The organism is Bradyrhizobium sp. URHA0013, from assembly GCF_000518345.1.
Taxonomy (GTDB): Bacteria; Pseudomonadota; Alphaproteobacteria; order Rhizobiales; family Xanthobacteraceae; genus Bradyrhizobium.
Genome location: NZ_KI912427.1, coordinates 259,846 through 281,235 on the forward strand (window position 1 = coordinate 259,846; position 21,390 = coordinate 281,235).

General features: G+C 64.7%; 19 protein-coding genes. 10 read left to right on the plus strand and 9 right to left on the minus strand.

The features are described from left to right. Window positions 1–11: 11 nt before the first annotated feature. From N551_RS0130620 to N551_RS0130630, 3 genes are all read right to left on the minus strand, one after another. Window positions 12–725 (minus strand): ABC transporter ATP-binding protein, encoded by a 714-nt coding sequence (locus N551_RS0130620; protein ID WP_007599709.1) that lies wholly within the window; start codon window positions 723–725, stop codon window positions 12–14. Then, on the minus strand, window positions 722–1,519 hold the full coding sequence (locus N551_RS0130625) for an ABC transporter ATP-binding protein (RefSeq protein WP_007599710.1): 798 nt from the start codon (window positions 1,517–1,519) through the stop codon (window positions 722–724). The genes N551_RS0130620 and N551_RS0130625 overlap by 4 nt, the downstream gene beginning before the upstream one ends. 66 nt (window positions 1,520–1,585) lie before the next feature. After that, entirely contained in the window at window positions 1,586–2,452 is an 867-nt protein-coding gene (locus N551_RS0130630; RefSeq protein WP_007599713.1) for an IclR family transcriptional regulator, read from the minus strand. Window positions 2,453–2,580: 128 nt separating this feature from the next. Here N551_RS0130630 and N551_RS0130635 point away from each other — a divergent pair, with 128 nt between their 5' ends. From N551_RS0130635 to N551_RS0130675, 9 genes are all read left to right on the plus strand, one after another. Then, window positions 2,581–4,677, plus strand: coding sequence for a 3-hydroxyacyl-CoA dehydrogenase NAD-binding domain-containing protein (locus N551_RS0130635; RefSeq protein WP_027570168.1), 2,097 nt, complete (start codon window positions 2,581–2,583; stop codon window positions 4,675–4,677). A gap of 206 nt (window positions 4,678–4,883) precedes the next feature. Continuing rightward, the gene (gene pimA / locus N551_RS0130640; RefSeq protein ID WP_027570169.1) at window positions 4,884–6,578 is read left to right on the plus strand and encodes a dicarboxylate--CoA ligase PimA; all 1,695 of its coding nucleotides are present in this window, start codon (window positions 4,884–4,886) and stop codon (window positions 6,576–6,578) included. Further along, the gene (locus tag N551_RS0130645; RefSeq protein ID WP_027570170.1) at window positions 6,575–7,762 is read left to right on the plus strand and encodes an acetyl-CoA C-acyltransferase; all 1,188 of its coding nucleotides are present in this window, start codon (window positions 6,575–6,577) and stop codon (window positions 7,760–7,762) included. The genes pimA and N551_RS0130645 overlap by 4 nt, the downstream gene beginning before the upstream one ends. Before the next feature lie 155 nt (window positions 7,763–7,917). Beyond that, entirely contained in the window at window positions 7,918–9,108 is a 1,191-nt protein-coding gene (gene pimC / locus N551_RS0130650) for a pimeloyl-CoA dehydrogenase large subunit (protein WP_027570171.1), read from the plus strand. Between the two features lie 132 nt (window positions 9,109–9,240). Then, the gene (gene pimD, locus N551_RS0130655; RefSeq protein WP_027570172.1) at window positions 9,241–10,383 is read left to right on the plus strand and encodes a pimeloyl-CoA dehydrogenase small subunit; all 1,143 of its coding nucleotides are present in this window, start codon (window positions 9,241–9,243) and stop codon (window positions 10,381–10,383) included. A gap of 126 nt (window positions 10,384–10,509) precedes the next feature. Then, the gene (locus N551_RS0130660) at window positions 10,510–11,283 is read left to right on the plus strand and encodes an SDR family NAD(P)-dependent oxidoreductase (protein ID WP_027570173.1); all 774 of its coding nucleotides are present in this window, start codon (window positions 10,510–10,512) and stop codon (window positions 11,281–11,283) included. 250 nt (window positions 11,284–11,533) lie between these two features. Further along, window positions 11,534–13,039: a glycerol kinase GlpK gene (gene glpK, locus N551_RS0130665; protein WP_027570174.1), complete on the plus strand. Its 1,506-nt coding sequence runs from the start codon at window positions 11,534–11,536 to the stop codon at window positions 13,037–13,039. Window positions 13,040–13,157: 118 nt separating this feature from the next. Beyond that, complete coding sequence (locus N551_RS0130670; protein WP_027570175.1) at window positions 13,158–15,605, plus strand: penicillin acylase family protein; 2,448 nt, start codon at window positions 13,158–13,160, stop codon at window positions 15,603–15,605. 191 nt (window positions 15,606–15,796) lie between these two features. Continuing rightward, entirely contained in the window at window positions 15,797–16,390 is a 594-nt protein-coding gene (locus N551_RS0130675) for an N-acetyltransferase (protein ID WP_027570176.1), read from the plus strand. A 139-nt stretch (window positions 16,391–16,529) separates the two neighbouring features. On the opposite strand, the gene N551_RS0130680 is transcribed toward N551_RS0130675, so the two are convergent. Together N551_RS0130680 and N551_RS0130685 are read right to left on the minus strand one after the other, a co-directional pair. After that, the gene (locus tag N551_RS0130680) at window positions 16,530–16,967 is read right to left on the minus strand and encodes a DUF6636 domain-containing protein (RefSeq protein WP_035963334.1); all 438 of its coding nucleotides are present in this window, start codon (window positions 16,965–16,967) and stop codon (window positions 16,530–16,532) included. A 10-nt stretch (window positions 16,968–16,977) separates the two neighbouring features. Next, window positions 16,978–17,925, minus strand: coding sequence for a threonine/serine dehydratase (locus N551_RS0130685; RefSeq protein ID WP_051462987.1), 948 nt, complete (start codon window positions 17,923–17,925; stop codon window positions 16,978–16,980). 157 nt (window positions 17,926–18,082) lie between these two features. Here N551_RS0130685 and N551_RS0130690 point away from each other — a divergent pair, with 157 nt between their 5' ends. Further along, on the plus strand, window positions 18,083–18,712 hold the full coding sequence (locus N551_RS0130690) for a glutathione S-transferase family protein (RefSeq protein WP_027570179.1): 630 nt from the start codon (window positions 18,083–18,085) through the stop codon (window positions 18,710–18,712). 197 nt (window positions 18,713–18,909) lie between these two features. Here N551_RS0130690 and N551_RS0130695 read toward each other — a convergent pair whose 3' ends face one another. The 4 genes from N551_RS0130695 to N551_RS38485 all read right to left on the minus strand — a co-directional run bounded on the left by N551_RS0130695 (window position 18,910) and on the right by N551_RS38485 (window position 21,342). After that, on the minus strand, window positions 18,910–19,917 hold the full coding sequence (locus N551_RS0130695; protein WP_155810034.1) for a DUF3592 domain-containing protein: 1,008 nt from the start codon (window positions 19,915–19,917) through the stop codon (window positions 18,910–18,912). Between the two features lie 83 nt (window positions 19,918–20,000). Then, complete coding sequence (locus tag N551_RS0130700) at window positions 20,001–20,693, minus strand: hypothetical protein (RefSeq protein WP_245287899.1); 693 nt, start codon at window positions 20,691–20,693, stop codon at window positions 20,001–20,003. 56 nt (window positions 20,694–20,749) lie between these two features. Continuing rightward, complete coding sequence (locus tag N551_RS39610) at window positions 20,750–20,881, minus strand: hypothetical protein (protein WP_256379063.1); 132 nt, start codon at window positions 20,879–20,881, stop codon at window positions 20,750–20,752. A 212-nt stretch (window positions 20,882–21,093) separates the two neighbouring features. Next, on the minus strand, window positions 21,094–21,342 hold the full coding sequence (locus N551_RS38485) for a hypothetical protein (protein ID WP_155810035.1): 249 nt from the start codon (window positions 21,340–21,342) through the stop codon (window positions 21,094–21,096). Between the last annotated feature and the right edge of the window lie 48 nt (window positions 21,343–21,390).

The window sequence follows — 21,390 nt, forward strand, 5'->3', positions numbered from 1 at the left end:
GTGCCGGCTCCTCAGTAACCCAGATAGGATTTGCGGATTTCTTCGTTGTTCGCGATGTCCTTGGCGTTGCCCGACATCACGATGCGTCCGGTCTCGATCACATAGGCCTGGTCGGCGAGCTCGAGCGCGAGCTGGGCGTTCTGCTCGACCACCAGGATCGACACCTTGTCCTCGCGATTGATCTTGCCGAGGATGCCGAACAGGTCGCGCACCACCAGCGGCGCCAGGCCGAACGAAGGCTCGTCCAGCAGCATCAGCCGCGGCCGCAGCATCAGCGCGCGGGCGACCGCGAGCATCTGCTGCTCGCCGCCCGAGAGCGTGCCGGCCTGCTGGGTATGCCGCTGCTTGAGCACCGGGAAATGCGCATACATGCGCTCGATGTCGGAGACGATGCCGGCGCTGTCCTTGCGGGTGATTGCGCCGAGCTGGAGGTTTTCCTCCACCGTCATGGTGGTGAAGGTGCCGCGGCCCTGCGGCACATGGGCGATGCCGAACCGTACGATGCTTTCGGTGGAGCGGTTGTTCAGCGGCTTGCCGTCGAACTCGATGCCGCCGGTCGAGCGCACCATGTTGCAGATCGCGCGCAGCGTGGTGGTCTTGCCGGCGCCGTTGGCCCCGAGCAGCGTGGTCAGCGATCCCTCGCTGAGCGAGAAGGAGAGGCCGTGGAGCGCCTGGACCTGGCCGTAATAGGCGCGCAGGTCCTTGACGTTGAGCAGTGTCGTCATTGGTCCTTGCTCCCGAGATAGGCCTTGATGACGTCGGGATCCGCCTGCACCTGGGCCGGCGTGCCTTCCGCGAGCTTCTTGCCGAAATTCAGCGCGACGACGTGGTCGGCGATCGACATCACGAGGCCCATGTGATGCTCGACCAGCAGCACGGTCATGTGGCGTTCGTCGCGGATGCGGCGGATGAGGTCGCCGAGCACGTAGACTTCCTCGTGGTTGAGGCCGCCGGCGGGCTCGTCGAGCAGCAGGATCTTCGGATCGGCAGCGAGCGCGCGCGCCAGCTCGACGCGCTTCTGCGTGCCGAACGGCAAGCCCGACACGACGGTGTGGGCGACATCCTCGAGGTCGAGATAGGCGAGGATCTCATGCACCTTCTTGTTGACGTCGCTCTCGCTGCGGCGAACCCAGGCCAGCCGCAGCGAGTCGCTGATGATGTCGCTGGAGGTGCGGGCATGGGTGCCGACGCGGACATTGTCCATCACCGACAAATTCGGAAACAGCGCCACGTTCTGGAAGGTGCGGCCGATGCCGATCTCCGCGATCCGGTGCGGCGGGCGCGTCAGGATGCTCGCGCCCTCCATCAGAATGTCGCCGGACGACGGCTGGTACAGCCGCGAGAGGCAGTTGAAGAGCGTGGTCTTGCCGGCGCCGTTAGGGCCGATCAAACCGAGGATCTGGCCCTTGTGCATGTCAAAGGACACACCGTTGAGCGCGACGATGCCGCCGAACACGACGCTGACGTCGCGAACCGCGAGCAGGGGCGATGTCCCCTGCGCGAGCTGTGCCTGCGTCATCTCGTCTCGCCCACTCTGTTCGGTGAGCGAAGGAGCGATGTGAACCGCTCTCGATGACAACAAAGGCTATCTGATCCCCTCGGCCACACGCGCAACTTTCCCTCCTGATTTCAGCTTTTTGCTGACGTCTTTTTTGGAATGCGGCATCAGACCCCCAAGTGCCGCTTCGATGTTCCTTACCATCGCAAGCAGACGCGGTCCAATGTCGTTGATCAAACGCTCTTCCGTGAAGCGGAATGCCGGCGCGCCGCAATTGAATGCGTAGGGGCCGGTTCCGTCGTTGAGCCTGAGTGCGACGCCGGCGGCGCCGATGTCGTCGTGCCAGTCGCCGACCGAAATCGCAAATCCGTATTTCGCGACCGTCTCGCCGGAACGTTCCAGCCCGTCGCGCATCTTTGGCCAGCGGCTGCCGTAATGTTCGCGCAAGACACGAGACAGTTCCGCCCGATCGTTCTCCTCGAGCGCCCAGAAATAGGCGCGGCCCATCGCGCTGGTTGCAATCGGCACGCGGGAGCCGACGTCAAGTTGAACGCCGACCGTCTCGCTGCCGCGGCTTTGCCCGAAATAGATCATGCTGTGACGGTCGCGGCCGCCGACGGCAACGGCTCCGCCGGTCGCGCGCATCATTTCCTCGCGGAACGGTTCGGACAAATGCCGAACGCCGAGATTGGACAACGCGGCGTAGCCGAGCGCCATCGCGGCCGGCGCAAGCTGATATTTCTCGAAGCGGGGAACCGGCGTCAAATAGCCGAGCTTGGTCAAGGTATAGGTCAGCCGCGAAACGGTCGGCTTCGGCAAATTGGTACGGGCCGCGATTTCCTGATTGCCAAGAAGTCCGTCGCTGGGCTGGAATGCGCGCAATACGTCTAGTCCGCGGGAAAGCGCGACGACGAAATTCCGATCGGTCGCGGTCTTCTTTCCTGTACGCTTCATCCCAGATCTGCTTCTTGCGCGGAGTCGTTGACAAGCCACGTGCTTCAAAATAACCCTGCCGTCAAGATGCGGAATTAAATTCCGCAGTGCGAAATTGAACAAAAGTTACCCCACCAAGGAGGGACACCGTGAGCGAAGTGGTCAAGCTTGAGCGTCATGACGAAGTCGGGATCGTCACGGTCGACAGCCCTCCGGTCAACGCGCTGAGCGCCGCGGTTCGCGGCGGAATTCTGGAGTGCATCAAGGCCGCAATCGCCGATCCCGCCATCAAGGGCATCGTGCTGACCTGCGCCGGCCGCACCTTCATTGCGGGCGCTGACATCACCGAATTCGGCAAGCCGCCGAAGCCGCCCGCCCTTAACGACGTGCTTTCCGAGATCGAGAATTCACCGAAGCCGGTCGTGGCCGCGATCCACGGCACCGCGCTCGGTGGCGGCCTCGAGGTCGCGCTCGCCTGTCATTTCCGCGTCGCGGTGAAGGAAGCCAAGCTCGGCCTGCCCGAGGTGAAGCTCGGCCTGCTGCCGGGCGCCGGCGGCACCCAGCGCCTGCCGCGCGCAGTCGGACCGGAGCTCGCGGTCAAGATGATCGTCGGCGGTGATCCGATCGGTGCGGCGGAAGCTCTGAAGAACGGCCTGATCGAGGAGATCGTCGAGGGCCCGGCCGCCGGAGGTGAAGCCTTCGTACGAAAGCTGCTGGCTGAAAAGCGTCCGCTGCGCCGTCTGCGTGACGACGACTCCAAGATCGCGGCGGCCAAGGTCGATCGCTCGATCTTCACCAACGCGGTCGCCGCCATGACCAAGAAGTCGCGCGGTCTGGAAGCTCCGTTCGCGGCGGCTGACGCCGTCGGCTACGCCATCGACCTGCCGTTCGACGAAGGCCTCAAGAAGGAGCGCGAAGGTTTCCTGAAGCTCGTCGCCAGCGATCAGTCCAAGGCGCAGCGCTATGCCTTCTTCGCCGAGCGCGAGGCCAGCAAGATCGCCGGCGTTCCTGAGGGGACCAAGCCACGGCCCGTGAACCGCGTCGCCATCCTCGGCGCCGGCACAATGGGCGGCGGCATCGCGATGTCCTTTGCCAATGCCGGCGTTCCCGTCACCCTGATCGAGACCGGCGAGGAGCAGCTCAAGCGCGGCATGGGCATCATGCAGAAGAACTGGGAAGCGACCGCTGCGCGTGGTGGCATCCCGGCGGATGCGCCCGCCAAGCGCATGGCGCTGATCAACGGCGTCGTCGGCATCGAGAACGTCGGTGATGCTGACCTGGTGATCGAGGCCGTGTTCGAGACCATGGCGGTCAAGAAAGAAGTGTTCGGCAAGCTCGACCAGTACGTCAAGCCGGGCGCTGTGCTCGCCTCCAACACCTCGTACCTGAACATCGACGAGATCGCGAAGTCGACCAAGCGTCCGCAGGACGTGCTCGGCATGCACTTCTTCTCGCCCGCCAACGTCATGAAATTGTGCGAGATCGTGCGCGCCGACAAGACCGCGCCGGATGCCCTTGTGACCGCGGTCTCGATCGCGCGCAAAATCGCAAAGGTGCCGGCCGTGGTCGGCGTCTGCGACGGCTTTGTCGGCAACCGCATGCTGGCCCAGCGCGGCAAGCAGTCCGAGAAGCTGCTGTTCGAAGGCGCGCTTCCGCAGCAGGTCGACGCCGTCGTGACGAAGTTCGGCATGCCAATGGGGCCGTTCGCGATGGGTGATCTCGCCGGCCTCGACATCGGCTGGCGCTCGCGCAAGGACCGCGGCATCAAGTCGGAGATCGCGGACGCGCTCTGCGAAGCCGGGCGCTTCGGCCAGAAGACCGGCAAGGGCTATTACAAATACGAAGCCGGCTCCCGTTCGGCGCTGCCCGATCCCGAAGTCGAGAAGCTGATCGATGAGACGCTGCTGCGCATGGGCCGCAAGAAGCGCATCGTCAGTGACGACGAGATCCTCGAGCGCATGATGTATCCGATGATCAACGAGGGCGCAAAGATCCTGGAGGAAGGTATCGCCGCGCGCCCGTCCGATATCGACGTGGTCTGGCTCTATGGCTATGGCTGGCCGATCTACCGCGGCGGCCCGATGTTCTGGGCCGACACCGTCGGCCTCAAGCACATCGCCGATCGTCTCTCCTTCTATGCCAAGGCGACCAACGATCCGAGCCTCGAGCCCGCGCCACTGCTGAAGAAGCTCGCGGCCGAAGGCAAGACCTTCGCCTCGCTCGCGGCGGGCTCGAAAGCGGCGTGATTGGATTGGGCTCGGTGACTGCGAACACCTTTGCCAGGGCAAGGCTCTCTCCGTTCCCTCCCCCCTTGTGGGGGAGGGTCAGGGAGGGGGGTAGCCCCGGGCGGCGTCCGAGTTCGTGGCACCCCCTTTCCCCAACCCTTCCCCACAAGGGGGAAGGGAGCCCGTCTGTCCGTGCCGGCCTCACGTTTGCAGAGTAAGAACCGTTAATGACCCATCCCGGCGAACAGTTTTATCCCGAGGGCGTGCGTTGGGACGACGCCATCGTCAAGGGCACGCTCCCTGACCTGCTGTCGAAAGCCGCCGCTGACTACGGTGCGCGCACCGCGCTCGAGTTTCGCGATCGTCCGATCAGCTACACCGAGCTCGCCGCGATGGCCGAGCGCGCAGCCGCCGCCTTCCTGCGCGCCGGCTATGGCAAGAACAGTTCGGTCGCGCTGTTCCTCGGCAATACGCCGGACCATCCCGTCAATTTCTTCGGCGCGCTGAAAGCCGGCGCCCGGGTCGCGCATCTCTCACCGCTCGACGGCGAGATCGCGCTGACGCACAAGGTCACCGATTCCCGTTCGCGCCTGCTCGTCACGTCCAACCTCGCGGCGCTGCTGCCGACCGCGCTGAAATTCCTGGAGAAGGGCCTGATCGACCGCCTGGTGGTCTGCGAGGACAATAATTGGGGTAAGGTCGGCACGCCGCAGGCTGCGATCCCCAGCGATCCCCGCATCGTCACCTTCAAGGCCTTTGTCGAGGGCGCCACCGCGCCGGCAGAGTGGCCGCAAGTGAGCGCCGACGACGTCGCGCTGCTGCAATATACCGGTGGCACCACCGGCTTGCCCAAAGGCGCGATGCTGACCCACGGCAATCTCACCTCGGCCGTGTCGATCTACGACGTCTGGGGCAAGCCGTCGCGCGCGACGCGTGGCGACGTCGTCGAGCGCGTGATCTGCGTGCTGCCGCTGTTCCACATCTATGCGCTCACAGTCGTGCTGCTGTCCTCGCTCAGGCGCGGCAATCTGATCTCGCTGCATCAGCGTTTTGACGTCGAAGCGGTGATGCGCGACATCGAAATCAGGCGCGCCACTTATTTCCCCGGCGTGCCGACGATGTGGATCGCGATCGCGGCCCTTCCCGATCTCGACAAGCGCGACTTCTCCTCGCTGGCCACCATCGGCTCCGGCGGCGCGCCGCTGCCGGTGGAGGTCGCAAATTTCTTTGAACGCAAGGTCGGCAAGAAGCTCCGCAGCGGCTGGGGCATGACCGAGACCTGCTCGCCCGGCACCGGCCATCCGCCTACAGGTCCCGATAAGCCCGGCTCGATCGGCCTGATGCTGCCCGGCATCGAGCTCGACGTCGTTTCCCTGGGCGATCCCACGAAGGTGCTGCCGCCGGGCGAAGTCGGCGAGATTCGCATCAAGGGCCCGAACGTCACCAAAGGCTACTGGAATAAGCCCGAAGGATCCGCGGAGGCCTTCGTCGACGGTCGCTTCCTCACCGGCGACATCGGCTATGTCGATACCGACGGCTATTTCTTCCTGGTTGACCGCAAGAAGGACATGATCATCTCCGGCGGCTTCAACGTTTATCCGCAAATGATCGAGCAGGCGATCTACACCATGTCAGGCGTCCACGAGGTGATCGTGCTCGGCATTCCCGACTCGTATCGCGGCGAGGCCGCAAAGGCCTTCATCAAGCTCAGGCCCGGCGCAAAGCCGTTCTCGCTCGACGAGCTGCGCGCGCAGCTCGCCGGCAAGCTCGGCAGGCACGAATTGCCAGCGGAGGTCGAATTCGTCGACGATCTGCCGCGCACGCCGGTCGGAAAGCTGTCGCGCCATGAGTTGCGCCAGCAGCAGAAACCATCACAATCCGCCCAACTTGCCACCCGACTTGCATCAGGAGATCGCTCTTGACCGACGCCGTCATCGTTTCCACCGCCCGCACCCCGATCGGCAAGGCATATCGCGGCGCGCTCAACGCTACCGAGGGCGCGACCCTGCTTGGCCACGCCATCGGCGCGGCCGTCGCGCGCGCCAAGGTCGACCCCAAGGAGATCGAGGACGTTGTGATGGGCGCAGCGCTCCAGCAAGGCGCGACCGGCGGTAACATCGCGCGCAAGGCGCTGCTCCGTGCCGGTCTCCCCGTCACGGTCGCCGGCACCACCATCGACCGGCAATGCGCCTCGGGACTGCAGGCGATCGCGCTCGCCGCACGTTCGGTGATTTTTGACGGTGTGGAGATCGCGGTCGGCGGCGGCGGCGAGTCCATCTCGCTGGTGCAGAACGACAAGATGAACGGCTTCCATGCGCAAGACCCGGCGCTGCTCGAGATCAAGGGCGAGGTCTACATGCCCATGATCGACACCGCCGAAATCGTGGCCAAGCGCTACGGCATCTCGCGCGAGAAGCAGGACGAATATTCGCTGGAGAGCCAGCGCCGAACGGCCGCGGCCCAGCAAGGCGGCAAGTTCAAGGATGAGCTCGCGCCGATCACCACAAGGATGGCGGTGACCGACAAGGCGACCGGTGCAGTCTCGTTCAAGGACGTCACGCTCTCGCAGGACGAGGGCCCGCGCCCCGAGACCACCGCAGAAGGCCTCGCCGGCCTCAAGGCCGTGCGCGGTGAAGGCTTTTCGGTCACCGCCGGCAATGCCAGCCAGCTCTCTGACGGCGCCAGCGCGAGCGTGATCATGAGCGACAAGGAAGCGGCGAAGCGCGGGCTGAACCCGCTCGGCATCTTCCGCGGCTTCGTCTCCGCCGGCTGCGAGCCGGACGAGATGGGCATCGGCCCCGTGTTCGCGGTGCCGCGCCTGCTCAAGCGTCATGGCCTCACCGTCGACGACATCGGCCTGTGGGAGCTGAACGAAGCCTTCGCGGTGCAGGTGCTGTATTGCCGCGACAAGCTCGGCATCGACCCCGACAAGATCAACGTCGACGGCGGCGCGATCGCGGTGGGGCATCCCTACGGCATGTCGGGCGCGCGCCTCACCGGCCACGCTCTGATCGAAGGCCGCCGCCGCAAGGCGAAATATGCGGTCGTCACCATGTGCGTCGGCGGCGGCATGGGCGCGGCGGGGCTTTTTGAGGTGTTGCAGTAGTTCTGGTCCAGTAGCCGTCGTCCCGGCGAAAGCCGGGACCCATACTCCGCAGCAGGAGTTTGGCGCACGAACAACAATGGCCTTCGCAGGACAACGAAGGCCGGTGGTTATGGGTCCCGGCCTTCGCCGGGACGACACATTCACAGGAGGATCCGATGGATCTCGCATTCACGAAAGAAGAGCAGGCGTTTCGCGAGGAAGTGCGGTCATTCTTCCGCGACAACGTGCCGCCGGATACGCGGCGCAAGCTGGTCGAGGGCCGCCACCTCTCGAAGGACGAGATGGTGACGTGGTGGCGCATCCTCAACAAGAAGGGCTGGGGCGTCAGCCACTGGCCCAAGCAATATGGCGGCACCGGCTGGACCTCCGTGCAGCACTACATCTTCAACGAAGAGCTGCAGTCCTATCCGGCGCCGCAGCCGCTCGCCTTCGGCGTCAGCATGGTCGGTCCCGTGATCTACACCTTCGGCAATGAAGAGCAGAAGAAGCAGTATCTGCCCCGCATCGCCAATGTCGACGATTGGTGGTGCCAGGGCTTCTCCGAGCCCGGCTCCGGCTCCGACCTCGCCTCGCTGAAGACCAAGGCCGAGCGCAAGGGCGACAAGTGGATCATCAATGGCCAGAAGACCTGGACCACGCTCGCCCAGCACGCCGACATGATCTTCTGCCTGTGCCGCACCGACCCGTCCGCCAAGAAGCAGATGGGCATCTCCTTCATCGTGTTCTCGATGAAGTCGAAGGGCGTCACCGTGCGCCCGATCCAGACCATCGACGGCGGCGCTGAGGTCAACGAGGTGTTCTTCGACGACGTCGAAGTGCCCTACGAGAACCTGATCGGCGAGGAGAACAAGGGCTGGGATTACGCGAAATTCCTGCTCGGCAATGAGCGCACCGGCATCGCGCGGGTCGGCGTCTCCAAGGAGCGGCTCCGCCGCATCCGCGATCTCGCCGGTAAGGTCGAATCCGGCGGCAAGCCGATCATCCAGGACGCGGCCTTCCGCGACAAGCTCGCGGCCTGCGAGATCGAACTCAAGGCGCTCGAGCTGACGCAGCTCCGCGTCGTCGCCGACGAAGGCAAGCACGGCAAGGGCAAGCCCAATCCGGCTTCCTCGGTGCTGAAGATCAAGGGCTCCGAGATCCAGCAGACCACCACCGAACTGCTGATGGAAGTGATCGGCCCGTTCGCCGCGCCCTACGACGTGCACGGCGACGACGGCTCGAACGAAGCCATGGACTGGACCGCCCAGATCGCGCCGAGCTACTTCAACAACCGCAAGGTCTCGATCTACGGCGGCTCCAACGAAATACAGCGCAACATCATCGCCAAGGCGGTGCTGGGGCTGTGATCGTACACTATTAACGCGCACTCACCGTCATGGCCGGGCTTGACCCGGCCATCTACGCCTAGCGCCACGAAAGAACGTGGATGCCCGGCACAAGACTGGGCATGACGACATCGATACCGGAGAGCAAAGAATATGGATTTTGATCTGAACGAGGAGCAGCGGCTTCTCAAGGAAAGCATCGACGGCCTCTTGACCGATTCCTACGATTTCGAGAGCCGCAAGAAGTACATGAAGGAGAAGGGCGGCTGGAGCCGGACCGTCTGGGGCAAGCTCGCCGAGCAGGGCCTGCTCGGTCTGCCCTTCGCGGAGGCCGATGGCGGCTTCGGCGGCGGCGGCGTCGAGACCATGATTGTGATGGAAGCGCTCGGCAAGGCGCTGGTGCTCGAGCCTTATCTCGCAACCGTCGTGATCGGCGGCGGCTTCCTGCGCCATGCGGGCAGCGATGCGCAAAAGGCCGCGCATGTGCCCGGCATCGTCGACGGCAGCAAGACGCTCGCCTTTGCCCAGCTCGAGAAGAACTCGCGCTACGATCTCTTCGACGTCTCCACGACGGCGAAGAAGAAGGGCGAGGGTTGGGTCATCGACGGCGAGAAGTTCGTCGTGCTCAACGGCGAGAACGCAGATACTCTGATCGTGACCGCGCGCACCAGGGGCGAGCGCCGCGACAAGAGCGGCATCGGCGTGTTCCTGGTGCCGGCCAACGCCAAGGGCGTCGCCAGGAAATCGTACCCGACCCAGGACGGTCTGCACGCCGCCGACATCACCTTCACCGGCGTCGAGATCGGTGCCGATGCCGTGCTCGGCAATCCCGACGATTCGCTCGCGCTGATCGAGCGTGTGGTCGACGAAGCCCGCATCGCGCTCTGCGCCGAAGCGGTCGGCCTGATGGACGAGTCTCTGAAGACAACAGTCGAGTACATCAAGACGCGCAAGCAGTTCGGTGTCGCGATCGGTTCGTTCCAGAGCCTCCAGCACCGCGCCTCCGACATGTTCGTCGCCGCCGAGCAGGCGCGATCGATGTCGATGTTCGCGACCATGGCTGCTGATTTCGAGGACGCCAAGGAGCGCAGCAACGCCGTCGCCGCGGCCAAGGTGCAGATCGGCAAGTCGCTGAAGTTCGTCGGACAGCAGGCGATCCAGCTCCACGGCGGCATCGGCATGACCATGGAGGCGAAGATCGGCCACTACTTCAAGCGCCTGACCATGATCGAGAACTCGTTCGGCGACACCGACTACCACCAGCGCCGCGTGGCGGACGGTGGCGGGCTGATCTAGTCGCCACCACCGTCATTGCGAGCGAAGCGAAGCAATCCAGACGATCTCCTCGGCGGCATCTCTGGATTGCTTCGTCGCTTCGCTCCTCGCAATGACGGAGGTCGTTGAACCAGCGAGGCAACAATAATGAAAAACACCCCGTTCGATCTCACCGGCAAGGTCGCCGTGGTCACCGGCTCCAGCCGCGGCATCGGCCGCTCCTCTGCCGAACTGCTCGCAAAGCTCGGCGCCAAAGTGGTGGTCTCCTCGCGCAAGGCGGATGCCTGCCAGGAGGTCGCCGACGGCATCAAGGCGGCCGGTGGTGACGCCACCGTCATCCCCTGCAACATCGCGCGCAAGCAAGAGGTCGAGGCGCTGATCGCGGGTGCGACCAAGCACTACGGCAAGATCGACATCCTCGTCTGCAATGCCGCGGTCAACCCGTATTACGGCCCGCTGCTCGACATCACCGACGAGGCCTTCGACAAGATCATGGGCAGCAACGTCAAGAGCAACATCTGGCTCTCCGCGCTGGCGATACCGCAGATGGCCGAGCGTGGCAACGGCTCCGTCGTCATCATCTCCTCGATCGGGGGCTTGCGCGGTTCGACCGTGATCGGCGCCTACGGCATCTCCAAGGCCGCCGACTTCGCGCTGTGTCGTTCGCTCGCCGGCGAATGGGGCCCGAAAGGCGTCCGCGTCAACTGCATCGCGCCCGGCCTGATCAAGACCGACTTCGCCCGCGCGCTGTGGGAAGACGAAGCGAATCTGAAACGCCGCACCGCCACCACACCTCTTCGCCGCATCGGCGAACCCGACGAAATCGCGGGCGCAGTCGCCTACCTCGCCTCCGACGCGTCGAGCTTCATGACCGGACAGACCATCGTCATCGACGGCGGCGTGACCACGGCGGCGGCGTAGGTCTCTCAGCTCGTCGTCCCGGCGAAGGCCGGGACCTATAACCACAGGGAGTGGTTTGACGAAGTCTGGTCGTGCCGGATCGGCATCGTGCGCAATCAATGGATCACGCGGTATGGGTCCCGGCCTTCGCTGGGACGACAGCTGAGCCCTTCTTGACCTTCCCGCCCTAATCCGCTCCCTTTGGCGCGACACAATGATCCCTCCCGGGACAACGCCAAGAAAACGACCAGCAAACCCCAAGGGTGCTTCCATGTCTTTCGTCCTTGCCATCGACCAGGGAACCACCTCCTCGCGCGCGATCGTGTTTCGCGGCGACATTTCCATTGCGGCGAAGGCGCAGGCCGAGTTTCCGCAGCATTTCCCCGCCTCGGGCTGGGTCGAGCACGAGCCCGAGGACATCTGGACCTCGACCGTGACGGTCTGCCGCGACGCGATCGCGCAGGCCGGCATCAGCGCAAAGGACATCGCCGCGATCGGGATCACCAACCAGCGCGAGACCACCGTGGTGTGGGACCGCGCCACCGGGCAGGCCGTGCACCGCGCCATCGTCTGGCAGGACCGCCGCACCGCCGACATCTGCGCGAGACTGAAAGCCGACGGCCGCGAGCCCGTGATCTCGCAAAAGACCGGCCTGATCATTGATCCCTATTTCTCCGGCACCAAGGTCGCCTGGATTCTCGACCACGTCCCCGGCGCGCGGGCGCGCGCCGCGCGCGGCGAATTGATGTTCGGCACCGTCGATTGCTATCTGCTGTGGCGCCTCACCGGCGGCAAGGTGCATGCCACCGATGCCACCAACGCCTCGCGCACGCTGCTGTTCAACATCCACACCGGCGAGTGGGACGACGAGCTGCTCGAGATCATCGGCGTGCCGCGCTCAATGCTGCCCGAGGTGAAGGATTCCTCCGCCCGTTTCGGCGAGAGCACGCCGGACCTGTTCGGCGGCGCGATTGCGATCTCCGGCATTGCCGGCGACCAGCAGGCCGCCACCATCGGCCAGGCCTGCTTCCGTCCGGGCATGATGAAGTCGACCTACGGCACCGGCTGCTTCGCCCTGCTCAACACCGGCACCACGCCCGTGGCCTCGAAGAACAAGCTGCTCACCACCATCGCCTACCAGCTCGGTGGCAAACGCACCTACGCGCTCGAAGGCTCGATCTTCGTCGCGGGCTCGGCGGTGCAATGGCTGCGCGACGGCCTCGGCATCATCAAGCACGCCGCCGAGACCGGACCGCTCGCCGATCAGTCGGACTCCATGCAGAGCGTCTATCTGGTGCCGGCCTTCGTTGGCATGGGCGCGCCGTACTGGAATCCGCGCGTCCGCGGCGCCCTGTTCGGCCTCACCCGCAACACCGGCCCGGCCGAGCTCGCCCACGCCGCGCTCGAAAGTGTCTGCTACCAGACGTTCGACCTTTGGGCCGCAATGCGCGCGGACTGGCCGAGCTCGGAAACCGCAAGCGTCGTGCTCCGCGTCGACGGCGGCATGACCGCGTCCGACTGGACCATGCAGCGCCTCGCCGACCTGCTCGATGCGCCGGTCGATCGCCCGGTGATCCAGGAGACGACGGCGCTGGGCGCCGCCTATCTCGCGGGCCTCCAGGCCGGCGTCTATCCCGAGCCGACCAAATTCGCCGACAACTGGCGCCTCGAGCACCGCTTCAAGCCGAACATGAGCCAGGCGACAAGGGAGCGGAAGCTGGCGGGCTGGGCGAGGGCGGTGAAGGGCGTGCTCGCGAGCGACGAGGGCGACGGGTAGGAGGATCTCGTAGCCTGGATGGAGCGCAGCGAAATCCGGGGTTCTCCATGGCACGATTCCCGGATTACGCTGCGCTCCATCCAGGCTACAAGAAACAGCAACAAAGGGAGCACCAACAATGAACACGGATTTCAACCGGGTCATCCAGAAGCTTTATGGCGCAGCGATCTGCGCCGCGCTGCTCACCTCGACCGCCATTGCGCGTGAGAAGCCGGACCCGCTCGGAAGCGCGCGGCAGGTCAAGACCGACGTCGCCGGTCTCAACGCTCCCGCGCAGATCCTGGTCGATGTCTGGGGCATCCCCCACATCTATGCCGGCAATGAGCATGACCTGTTTTTCTTGCAGGGCTTCAACGCCGCGCGCGACCGGCTCTGGCAGATCGATCTCTGGCGCAAGCGCGGGCTCGGTCTGCTGGCAAAGGATTTCGGCGCGGCCTATGCCGAACAGGACAAGGCGCTGCGGCTCTTTCTTTATCGCGGTGATATGAATGCGGAATGGGCGGCCTACGGCCCGAAGGGGAAGACCTATGCGGAGGCATTCGTCGCCGGGGTCAACGCCTATGTCGCCGATGTGCGCGCGGGCAAGCGCCCGCTGCCGATCGAGTTCAGGATCGCCGGCACCAGGCCGGATCCATGGACGGCGGACGACATCGTCCGCATCCGCAGCCACGGCTTAACGCGCAATGTCGCCTCCGAGGTCAAGCGCTCGTTGGTCGCCTGTGCGGCTGGCCTCGATGCCGATCGCTTTCGCGTCAAGCTCGAGCCGGCGTGGACGACGAAAGTTCCGGATGGTCTCGATCCCTGCAGCGTGCCGAAGGCCGTGCTGGCGCCTTACGATCTGGCGACGCGCCCGGTCGCCTTTGCCGCGCCGAAAGATCGCCAGGCCGCGCTTGCGCACGATCCGGACAAGTACCTCACCGAGGCCGACCAGCAACGCGACACCATCGGCTCCAACAATTGGGTGATCGCGGCGTCGCGGACCGCGACGGGACGGCCGATCCTCGCCAACGATCCGCATCGCGAGCACAGCGTGCCGTCGCTGCGCTATATCGTCGGCCTCAATGCGCCCGGCCTCTCCGTGATCGGTGCGGGCGAGCCGGCGCTGCCCGGCATCTCGATCGGTCACAACGGCACCATCGCCTTCGGTCTCACCATCTTCAACGTCGACCAGGAAGACCTCTACGTCTACGAGCTCAATCCGCAGAATCCCAACCAGTACCGCTATGGCAGCGGCTGGGAGGACATGCGCATCGTGCACGAGAAGGAGCAGGTGAAAGGCGAAGGCGATCGCGATCTCGAGCTGAAATTCACCCGGCATGGTCCGGTGATCTATGTCGACGACGCCAACAAGCGCGCCTTCGCCGTCCGCTCGATCTGGTTCGAGCCCGGCACCTCGGCCTATTTCGGCTCCTCCGACTACATGACCGCGAAGGATTGGAACGGTTTCCTCGGCGCCATGCGGCGCTGGGGCGCGCCATCGGAGAACCAGGTCTATGCGGACACCAAGGGCAATATTGGCTGGGTTGCCGCCGGCAAGACGCCGCGGCGCGCCAATTATGATGGCCTGATGCCGGTGCCGGGCGACGGCCGCTACGAATGGCAGGGGTTTCTCTCGCTCGACGAACTGCCCAAGGCCTATCAGCCCAAGCAGGGCTTTCTCGCCACCGCCAACCAGATGAACCTGCCGGCGGATTATCCCGTCAGCGAGCGCAAGGTCGGTTTCGAATGGGCGGACAGTGCGCGCTGGCAGCGCATCACCGAGGTGCTGCAGGCCAACAGCAAGGTGACGCTGGCCGACGCCATGGATCTGCAGAACGACGACACCACGATGCTGGGGCGGCGGCTGGTCAAGCTGTTGCAGCCGCTCACCTCGGACGATGCTAACGTGAAAAAGGGCCTCGAACTGCTCAAACCGTGGGATGCGCGTGATGCCGCCGACAGCGCCGCTGCCGCATTGTTCGAGGTCTGGATCGCCAATCATCTTGGACCGGTACTGTTGAAGACCACGGCGCCCAAGGCCGCCGACCTGATCGCGCCCGAGGCGTCCAGCATTTCGGCGTTTGTCGCGTTCCTGGAATCTCCAGACGCGTCGTTTGGCTCCGATCCCGCCGCCGCCCGCGACCAGATCCTGCGCGACAGCCTTGGCGCCGCGGTGGCCGATGTGGCGGCCAAGCTCGGGGCCGATTCCTCAACCTGGCGCTGGGGCCGCCTGCACGTCGCGAAATTCGACCACGCGCTGATGCCGCTTGCCGACAAGGCGACGGCCGCTCAGCTCTCGGTCGGTCCGCTGGCCTACGGCGGCGCCGCCAACGTGCCGCGCGCGGCCACCTATCGCCGCACCGATTATCAGCTGTTCGCCGGCGCGTCGTTCCGCATGGTGCTCGACGTCGGCAATTGGGATGCGAGCCGCACCATCAACACGCCGGGCCAGTCGGGCGATCCCTTTAGCGGCCATTATCGCGACCTCGCGCCGCTGTGGGCGACGGGCCAGTATGTGCCGCTGCTCTATAGCCGCGCTGCGGTGGAGGCGGCGACGGCGGAAGCGATCACGCTGACCCCGCGGTGAATGAGGCGTATCCACAAACTCCGCCGTCGTCCTGGCGAAAGCCAGGACCCATAACCACCGAGCTAAGTTGTCTTGGACCTCTGGTCGCCCTAGCCTGCCGCAACAGCGACCAGCTGTGGTAATGGGTCCTGGCTTTCGCCAGGACGACCCGGAATGTGTGGCCGGCGTTCAGCTTCAAAGGGACGCATCCCATGGTCCTCCCCGACGGCTATTCCGACATTCCCGCCGGCAAGCTCGCTGCCGTCGTCACGCATCTCGAGATGACCGCGCGTCCGCCGCTGCGTGGCGATCCCCTTGGCGCATGGACCCTGCGCAAGTTCGATACCCCCGCGGTTCATTGGTATCGCGATCTCCATCGCCGCGTCGGCGAGGAGTGGTTGTGGTTTTCGCGGGCGCGCATGAACGACGCCGAGCTCGCCGCAATCATCCATGCACCGGGCGTCGAGGTCTATGCGCTTGTCGTGGACGGCAACGATGAAGGCCTGCTGGAGCTGGACTTTCGCGAGGCCCGCCAGTGCGAGCTCGTGTATTTCGGCGTCACCGCAAAACTGATCGGCAGTGGTGCCGCCCGCTTTATGATGAACCGCGCGCTTGAGCTCGCGTGGTCACGCGACCTGTCCCGCGTTTGGGTGCACACCTGCACCTTCGACCATCCGTCCGCCGTTTCGTTCTACCAGCGGTCAGGATTTCGCCCGTTCCGCCGCCAGGTCGAGATCGCCGACGACCCGCGCCTCGATGGAACGGTGCCGCGGACGGCGGCGAGGTATGTGCCGATCATCGAATAGTGCGCAGCTGTCTCCCCACCGTCGTTGCGAGGAGCCCTTGCGACGTAGCAATCCAGCCTCAGAAGCGTAGCGGATGGAGCGCAGCGCAATCCGGGGCGGTATCCCCGCATTCGGCTGCGCTCCATGGGGGGCTACATGATCAAAACACCTCCTGCTTCACCCGTGCCAGCGAAAACCCCCGCTGCATCGCGTTGAAGCACGTCAGCCCCGTCGGCTCCGACCGACACGTGAACCCAGCGCGCTGCCACACCTCGCCATAGGCGAGCATGGGCAGTGACGGGTCAATGATGGTGTCTCCGGCGCAGATGCGGCCTGCGGCTCCTTTCGCGCTCATCTCGAAGGCGTTGCCCCATTCCAGCTCGCAATCCGCCGGACGGCGCGGCCGCGTCTCCAGGTTCATGATGTCGCAGCGGAGCACGCTTTGTCCGTTGTCGGTGAAAAACTGGCAGGCGATGTTTTTCGACGGCGTCTGGAAGCCGATCGGGCGGTCCTGCGCGCGGGCGCCGTGGCCGGCCAGGGCAAGCAGGATCGACGTCAGCAGGATCGACGTCAAAATGAGTCCGCGATACCCGATCATGCGAAGCTCGCTAGCCGTTGAAATTGACTGCCGTGGTGTTGGCGCCGCAAACCAGGACCGCAACCCGCTCGCCGGGTGAGGGACGATAGCGGCCGGAGAGCAAGGCGGCAAAGGCGGCCGCGCCACCAGGCTCGGCCACCAGGCGCAGGCTCGACCACAAGGCCGCCTGCGCCTGCCTGATCGCGTCGTCGGCGACGAGGACGACTCGCTCGACATGGGCCCGCGCAATCGGAAACATCAATTGTCCGACACGTCGCGGGGCGAGACTGTCGGCGGCGATGCCGCCCGCGGGCGCATCGATCGGCGCGCCTGCCGCGAAGGCGGCGTGAAGCGTTGGCGATTGCTCCGGCTCGACCGCGACGATGCGCGTCCTGCCGGCACTCCAGGCCGCCATACCACCAATCAGGCCGCCGCCGCCGACTGCAACCAGCACCGTGTCGATGCCCGGTGCATCCTGCTCCAGCTCCATGCCGACGCTGCCCTGACCGAGCAAGGTCTCGAGCTGGTCGTAAGCATGCACGGCCATGGCGCCGGTCTGCGCGACATGGGTTTCGCTCGCGGCGAGCGCGTCGGCATAGCGGCTGCCCGCGACCACGAGCTGCGCGCCATATCCTCTGATCCGCTCGGCCTTGGCCGGCGAGGTGATGTCGGGCACGAAAATCGTGGCGGGAACGCCGAGCCGCTGCGCCGCATAAGCCACCGCCGCGCCGTGATTGCCGCCCGATGCGGCGACGACACCGGCCTCCGGCAGCCGGCGCAACAGCAAATTGGCAAAGGCACCCCGCGCCTTGAACGATCCGGAATGCTGCAACAGCTCGAGCTTGAAAATGACGGGCGAAGCCGGCAGGCCAAAATCGGTGAGATCGGCCTCAACGAGCGGCGTGCGCCGTATGTGCGGACGGATGACGGCCTCGGTCGCCGCGATCCGCTCCCGATTGATGTCCATTGTTGCTGTCATGATGCCGTCCTTGATAGCGCATCCGGCAGACGCTGTCGCGGCGCCGTTGCATCCGGCGCAATGCTCCACTTCCATGATTTTGCTTGCGCTACTGCGGCCTTGCCATGGAAACTGATCGGCCCTGCCTCGTCTAAAAGCCAGAGAAGAGCGCAAAACCATGTTCCTGATCGGCCAATACGATTCCCCCTTTGTCCGCCGCGTCGCGATTGCGCTGCGGCTGTACGGCCTCGCCTTCGAGCACAGGCCGTGGTCGACCTTCGGCGACGCCGACAAGATCGCGCCCTATAATCCGCTGCGCCGCGTGCCGACGCTGGTGCTCGACGACGGCGAGGCGCTGATCGAGAGCACGGTCATCCTCGATTATCTCGACGAATTGGTAGGGCCGGAGAAGGCGATGCTGCCGCGCTCCGGCGCCGAGCGCCGGCATCATTTGCGCATCTGCGCGCTCGCCTCCGGTCTCGGCGACAAGGCGGTCAGCCTGCTCTACGAGCGCGTGTTGCGGAAGGAGCAGCTTGCGCTGTGGGTGCAGCGTTGCGAAGCGCAGATCGCGGACGTGCTGAAAGCGCTGGAGGCCGAGCGCGCCAAGGTGACCACGCCGTATTGGCAGGGCGAAAGCATCGGCCATGCCGACGTTGTGGTCGCCTGCGTCGTCCGCTTCACCCGCGAGGCGCACCCGCAATTGTTCGACGTCGCGCGCTATCGGGCGCTGTCGGCTCACGCCGACGCTTGCGAAGCGTTGGCGCCGTTCCGGGAGATCGTGCAGCCACTGTCACCGCCGAAGGGGTGAATCCGCTTGCGTGCGGGCGGCGGCGCCGACCGAATAGAAAGCTCGCGCCCCAAGCTCGTCATTGCGAGGAGCGAAGCGACGAAGCAATCCAGTCTGTCGCCGGCCGAAAGAGTCTGGATTGCTTCGCTTCGCTCGCAATGACGGAGAGTGTGGCGCCGCCTTTACGCTCGATCGACAGACGACGCGTCGCGGCGCCGCTATGCGAACCCGACCTTGATCAGGATTGTCAGGAAGAGGCCGCCGACAACCGCGCAGACCGCGGCGCCGATCAGCGGACCCAGCGCGCCTTTCCGGCTTGCGGGCTCCAGCACGGCCTGCCCCGGCTGGTCCGGATCGTAATAGACCTGGACGCTCTTCCCGGGCCTGTATTTCGCAGCGCCCTCTGCGGCGACCTCGCGCAACCCGGAGATCATGGTGCCGTTCCAATCGACTTCGGTGCCGATGAAGTCGCGCTTGCCGACCCTGTAGGCGTAGCGCAGGTCGACCTGATAGCGGTGGACGAGCTTTGAAGTCGTCGGTCGATTGTCGTGCTCGGTCTTCTCCTCGACGATTTCCTCGATCACGTCGCAATGGGTGACCCTGCCGGCAGCGGTCGGCCAGCGCAGGCTGGCGCTCGCCAGCCGGCGCGTCCGGACATAATCGGCGGCGAGGAACACCCCGCCCACGAGCACGATGATCGGCACCGCGAACGCGAACAGCGGCACGCCCTTGTCGGCGTAGAGCACGTGGCCTGCGAACGAATGCGCGGTCAGCGTGGCGGCGATGATGCCGAACACCATCGTGAACGCCACCAGTGCCGCGACGTTCTGCGCGGCGGCGGGCTCCAGCAGCGCCTCGGTCGGTTGCTTCGGATCGACGTGGACGTCGACATGGGCGCCGACCGGATAACGTCCGGTCAGTTTTGCGGCCAGGACCCTCGTCGTGATGACGGTGCCGCCGACAAAGACCTTGTCGCCTTCCAGCTCCTGGCCGCCGGCCTGATAGCGGTAGCGGATGATGGGCTTGGCGTCGTTCCGATCGTCCGAGGTGTGTGCCGTTGGCTGGTCGACCCGGGAGACCGTGATGATGCCCTCCACCTTGTCCCAGCTCCGCGCCGCGACCATCCGGCCTCGCATGCGGATCAGGTTGAACAGCGTCAATCCAAACAGCAGCACCGCGATGCCGGCGGCAATCTGGGTCCACATCAATTGTTGGGCGTTCAGCATCCGATTCCCCTGCGCTTCGGCGGCGACCGCCATTGGTCGCGGCGAACGCGCTTTGCGTTCACGTCAGGGGTGCGGCGCCGATCCTATCTCCTCGTGCAGGGCTTGATCTCGCCCGAAGCAGAGTGCATCACGATCGGATTTGGCGACAGTCTGATGCCGAAAAACAATTGAGAGCCGGAGACCTTGTCGTTCGCCCCCTCATGGACGTCAAGATCGAGCTTCGTCGCGATCTCGGATGTCAGTTTGGCCCGCTCCTCCATCGAAATAGTGTTGTGATATTTGATCTCGTAGACGACGTCGGCCTCCAGCACGGACCGCGTCTGGCACACGACGCCGCCGCTCGAAACGTTCTGGGTGACCGCGTCTTCACACTCGGCTTTCAGCAAGGCGTTGCGGGCCGAGATCAGCGACTCGTCGGATATCAGCAGAATGTTGGCGTTCTCGAGCTTGAGGTTGACGGTCTCGACCTGCTGCATTCCGGCGACGGCCGACAGCTTGTCCCTGACCTGGGCCGACACGTCGAGCTTTTTCTCGAGCGACTGCTTCAGGTCGCGGTCGACGGTCCGCGATTTTTGAATCTTGCCGGTGAGCAGCGTCGGATCGACCTCGCAAGTCGGATGCAGCTCCACCCGGCCATTGCTCAGATACTCGATCGTGTTGATCGTGCCGGGGCCGCCGAACGTGCTTGGCGGCACCACCTCGAAATATCCGGTCTCGGAGAGGATGGCCGTGATGGTCTGCTTCTTGCGCGGGAATCCCGCGTAGACCGAGACCATCACGAGGGCTATCGCGACAAAAACTCCGCTACCAAGCCAAAGCCATTTGCGGCTTGTTACTTTCCCGGGCAGCACAACTGATTTTTCTCGCCGCATGGCACATAGCCTTTCGGACAGTCCGCCGCGGCAATCGTGGGTAGCACGACGAGAGCGATCGCGGCGACGAACGGTGCAATGAACTGCTTCATATGTTCGATCCCAAGCAAATCGTCGGTTAAAGGTAGTAGGCCGAGACAGTAGCGAACCAAGGTTGAGCGGACAAGTGAACGAGTTCACAAGCGGCCGATTCTTGCGAGGGCGCATCCGCAGCTGTTCGATGTGCTGCGTCGTTCCGGTACAGGCTGAGCATTTGCTTCACCGATATTGTTCTGGGAAAGCCAGGACCCATCACCCCAGTTGGTCATTTGGCGAAGATTCGTCGTTCGGTAGTGCCCGCGATCGTCACCGATGGGTCACTCGGCATGAGTCCTGGCTTCCGCCATGACGACACCGAACGTTCGACACCGAACGTGTGGCGCGCGCTCATGATCGCGGCGGACGAGGCAGCGAGTATCAAATGGGCGCGGTCGGCGATCATGCATTCATACAGGTGTTTTGCCCGACGCCGCAAGCCATTTCGGGAAGGGCGAAATTTGTCGAGCTTTTTCAACCCCATGCCTACTGTGCATGGGGTTGATTTCTCGTTTTTTGTTTGGAG